This is a genomic window from Roseateles sp. (genome assembly GCF_019237615.1).
Classification (GTDB): domain Bacteria; phylum Pseudomonadota; class Gammaproteobacteria; order Burkholderiales; family Burkholderiaceae_C; genus Pelomonas.
Genome location: NZ_JAFAGT010000020.1, coordinates 1 through 4,195, shown reverse-complemented (window position 1 = coordinate 4,195; position 4,195 = coordinate 1). Strand labels below are relative to the sequence as shown.

At 62.5% G+C, this 4,195-nt stretch carries 2 protein-coding genes; one reads left to right on the top strand and one right to left on the bottom strand.

The genetic code is table 11. The annotated features are described in order from the left end of the window. Window positions 1–66: 66 nt before the first annotated feature. Complete coding sequence (locus JOY88_RS03810; RefSeq protein WP_293500485.1) at window positions 67–1,242, bottom strand: AI-2E family transporter; 1,176 nt, start codon at window positions 1,240–1,242, stop codon at window positions 67–69. 226 nt (window positions 1,243–1,468) lie between these two features. Here JOY88_RS03810 and JOY88_RS03805 point away from each other — a divergent pair. Then, window positions 1,469–4,195, top strand: a 2,727-nt coding sequence (locus JOY88_RS03805; protein ID WP_293500484.1) for a 2-oxoglutarate dehydrogenase E1 component, incomplete at its 3' end; no start/stop codon positions are given.

Genomic DNA, 4,195 nt, shown 5'->3' with positions numbered 1-4,195 from the left:
TTTTGCAATGGTCGCGATACAGATTCTTAATCGCTGTTTTTTGTCCTGCTTGCTAGTTATTTAGTATTAACTATCGCCTAGCTTTTCCGGTATTCGATTCGGCTTGGGCGCCTCGGGTGCCGGCTGCTGCGGCACGGCCTCGGCCGGCTGCGCCACGCGTCGGTGCGCGCCATCCTGTTGCAGCCTCAGCTCCTCCTGCTTTTGCATGTTTGCAAACAGATCCCAGGTGGCCATGAAGAGGGCAGCAATGGCCGGGCCCAGGACGAAGCCCGTCAGGCCGAACACGGACATGCCGCCCAGCGTGGAAATCAGCACGATGTAGTCGGGCATCTTGGTGTCCTTGCCGACCAGCAGCGGACGCAGCACGTTGTCGATCAGGCCGATGACCAGAAAGCCGTAGGACGCCAGCACGACGCCCTTGGTGGTGGCGCCCGTGGCCAGGAAGTAGATGGCCACCGGGCCCCAGACCAGGCTTGCGCCCACGGCGGGCAGCAGGGACAGGAAGGCCATGACCACGGCCCAGAGCACGGCGCCCTGGATGCCCAGGATCCAGAAAATCAGCCCGCCCAGCGCACCCTGGGCTGCGGCCACGGCCAGATTGCCTTTGACCGTGGCGCGGATGACGGTGATGAACTTGGTGGCCAGCTCGCGCTTGTGCTCGGTCTGCAGCGGCGTTGCGTCCCAGACACGTTGCGCCAGGGCCTTGCCGTCGCGCATCAGAAAGAACATCAGATACAGCATCACGCAGAAGCCCAGCAAAAAGCCCAGCGTGTTCTGGCCGAAACCGACGGCCATGGCCGCGGCCTGCTTGCTGGCCTGCATAGTGACCTCGGTGATCTTGTCCTGCAGCTCGGCCAGCGTGCCCAGATGCAGTTTCTCGAGCCAGGGCGTCATCCAGCCCGGCAGCCCGTCGAAGATCTGCTGCAGATAGGTGCTGGCGGAAAGATTGCCGCTGCTCACGCGCTCGTAGATGGCGGCCGTCTCCCGGACCAGGGAGATGCTGATCAGCACCAGTGGCAGGATGGCGACCACCAGGCTGGACAGCAGGGTCAGCAGGGCGGCCAGCGTGGGCCTGCTCGGCATGCGCGCCAGCATGCGCCGGTGCATGGGAGCAAACACGATGGCCAGCACGACGCCCCAGAAGATGGCGACCGAGTACTCCGACAATACAAGTCCAAAACCAAGGGTTACTGCAATCAGCAGCAAGATGAAGGCACGTTTGTGCAGTGGCGAAACCGGCATGCCGTTCCTTTTCCTATTTCTGTACGTTGGCTGCAATGTAAGCGAGGTGGCCGAACGTAAAGTCGAGTTCACTCGCAGCAGTAGGGACATGAACGGTGGCACAATGGCGCACGCAACTCAAGGCCCTTCCCAGCCACAGTCGCATCCGCCAACCGGTACAGCCGTGTCGCGGAAGGTTCTACAAACCAGCTAATGCTTCCCGCAGGGGAGCGGAGGTCAGCGCAATATGAGCGATCAGTCATCGATCTATCAAGCCTACCAAGGCAACACTTATCTGTTCGGCGGCAATGCGCCCTATGTCGAAGAGATGTACGAGAACTACCTGGCCAATCCCGGCAGCGTGCCGGATTCTTGGCGTGAGTACTTTGATGCTCTGCAGCATGTTCCCGCTGTCGACGGTACGGACAACAAGGACGTTCCCCACCTGCCCGTGATCAATGCTTTTGCCGAGCGTGCAAAGCAGGGCGGCACCAAGGTGGTCGTGGCCTCCGGTGCGGACTCCGAGCTGGGTCGCAAGCGCACCGCCGTGCAGCAGTTGATCGCCGCCTACCGCAATGTGGGCCAGCGCTGGGCCGATCTCGATCCTCTGAAGCGCACCGAGCGTCCCGAAATTCCCGAACTCGATCCTGCTTTCTACGGCTTCGCCGATGCCGACCAGGAAACCGTGTTCAACGTGGGCAACACCTTCTTCGGCAAGGAGTCCATGACTCTGCGCGAACTGATCAATGCGCTGCGCGAGACCTACTGCAGCACGATCGGTTCCGAGTACATGTATGCCACCGACCAGAACCAGAAGCGCTGGTGGCAGCAGAAGCTGGAAACCATCCGCAGCAAGCCCGCCTTCAATGCCGCCGAAAAGTCACGCATTCTGGACCGTCTGACCGCGGCCGAAGGCTTGGAGCGCTATCTGCACACCAAGTACGTGGGCCAGAAGCGCTTCTCGCTGGAAGGTGGCGAGTCCTTCATCGTCGCCATGGACCAGCTGATCAATGCCGCCAGCCTCAAGGGCGTGCAGGAAGTCGTGATCGGCATGGCCCACCGCGGCCGTCTGAACGTGCTGGTCAACACCCTGGGCAAGATGCCCAAGGATCTGTTCGCCGAGTTCGACCACACGGCTCCCGAAGATCTGACCGCAGGTGACGTGAAGTACCACCAGGGCTTCAGCTCCGACGTGTCGGCCAAGGGCGGTCCCGTGCATCTGTCGCTGGCCTTCAACCCTTCGCACCTGGAAATCGTCAACCCCGTGGTCGAAGGTTCGGTGCGCTCGCGCATGGACCGTCGCGACGACCCCCATGGCAAGCAGGTGCTGCCCGTGCTGGTGCACGGCGACGCGGCCTTCGCTGGCCAGGGCGTGAACCAGGAAACCCTGGCGCTGGCCCAGACCCGTGGCTACTCCACGGGCGGCACGGTGCACATCATCATCAACAACCAGATCGGCTTCACCACTTCCGATCCCCGCGACGCACGCTCCACGCTGTATTGCACCGACATCGTGAAGATGATCGAGTCGCCCGTGCTGCACGTCAACGGCGATGATCCGGAAGCCGTGGCACTGGCCGTGCAACTGGCCCTGGACTTCCGCATGGAATTCTCCAAGGACGTGGTCGTCGACATCATCTGCTTCCGCAAGCTGGGCCACAACGAGCAGGACACGCCTGCACTGACCCAGCCGCTGATGTACAAGAAGATCGCTGCCCACCCCGGCACGCGCAAGCTGTACGCCGACAAGCTGGCAGCCCAAGGTCTGGGCGACACGCTGGGCGACGACATGGTCAAGGCCTACCGCGCCGCCATGGACGAAGGCCGTCACACGGTGGACCCCGTGCTGACCAACTTCAAGAGCAAGTACGCCGTGGACTGGAGCCCCTTCGTGGGCAAGGCCTGGACCGATGCCGGCGACACCGCCATCCCTCTGACCGAGTGGAAGCGTCTGGCCGAGAAGATCACCACCATCCCCGCAACCGCCACTCCTCACGCCCTGGTCAAGAAGGTCTATGACGACCGCGCTGCCATGGGCCGTGGCGAGGTGAACGTGGACTGGGGCATGGGCGAGCACATGGCTTTCGCCTCGCTGGTGGCTTCTGGCTATCCCGTGCGTCTGTCCGGTGAAGACTGCGGCCGCGGCACCTTCACTCACCGTCACGCCGTGATTCACGACCAAAAGCGTGAAAAGTGGGACGAGGGCACTTACATCCCCCTGCAGAACGTGGCCGACAACCAGGCTCCGTTCGTTGTGATCGACTCCATCCTGTCCGAAGAGGCAGTGCTGGGCTTCGAATACGGTTACGCTTCGAACGATCCCAACACCCTGGTGATCTGGGAAGCTCAGTTCGGCGACTTTGCCAACGGCGCCCAGGTCCTGTTCGACCAGTTCATCTCGTCGGGTGAGCGCAAGTGGCTGCGCATGAGCGGCCTCGTCTGCATGCTGCCGCATGGCTACGAGGGGCAGGGTCCCGAGCACTCCTCGGCGCGGCTCGAGCGCTACCTGCAGATGTGCGCCGAAGACAACATGCAGGTCGCGAACTGCACGACGCCGGCCAACCTGTTCCACGTCCTGCGCCGGCAGCTCAAGCGCGAGATCAGAAAGCCGCTGATCCTGATGACGCCGAAGTCGCTGCTTCGTCACAAGCGGGCGGTGTCGCGGCTCGACGAGATGGGCGAGGGCACCTCGTTCCACCGCGTGCTCTACGACGACGCCCAGATGCTGCCCGACGAGAAGATCAAGCTCGTCGCCGACGAGAAGATCCGGCGCGTGGTCCTGTGCTCCGGCAAGGTGTATTACGATCTCTACGAGGAGCGCGAGAAGCGCGGCATCGACGACGTCTACCTGCTGCGCGTCGAGCAGCTCTATCCGTTCCCCACCAAAGCGCTGGTGCAGGAGCTTTCCCGGTTCAAGCGGGCCGAGATGGTGTGGTGCCAGGAAGAGCCGCGCAACATGGGGGCTTGGCACTTC

Excerpts from the sequence above, each read along its gene's own strand:
- JOY88_RS03810 (WP_293500485.1), bottom strand. The coding sequence starts at position 1,242 with ATGCCGGTTTCGCCACTGCACAAACGTGCCTTCATCTTGCTGCTGATT.